This window comes from Neotamlana laminarinivorans, assembly GCF_020523925.1.
GTDB classification, from domain to species: Bacteria; Bacteroidota; Bacteroidia; order Flavobacteriales; family Flavobacteriaceae; genus Neotamlana; species Neotamlana laminarinivorans.
In genome coordinates this window covers 1-278 of record NZ_JAJAPW010000106.1, presented here as the reverse complement: position 1 = coordinate 278, position 278 = coordinate 1, and the positions used below count along the sequence as shown (strand labels likewise).

Below are 278 nucleotides of genomic sequence, written 5' to 3'. Positions count from 1 at the left end.
CAACAACTAGTAGCCCTTGGCGCGATGTTAAAGTCTACAAAGACCATGCTTTTATTGTAGCAGATTGTAGCTTTGGAGACCCTACGTGTAATGACGACCATGGGATGCAAGTTTTCGATTTAACGCGATTAAGAAATGTACCTAACCCTCCTGAAACATTTACTGCAGATACACATTTTACAGAATTTGGCAAAGCCCACAATATTGTAATTAACCAAGATAGTGGCTACGCCTACATAGTTGGCGCAAACAGAAGCTCAACTTATGCTGGAGGCCCA

At 42.1% G+C, this 278-nt stretch carries 1 pseudogene; it reads left to right on the top strand.

The annotated features are described in order from the left end of the window. Positions 1-278 (top strand): annotated as a pseudogene (locus LG649_RS16230) (choice-of-anchor B family protein); the annotation flags it as partial.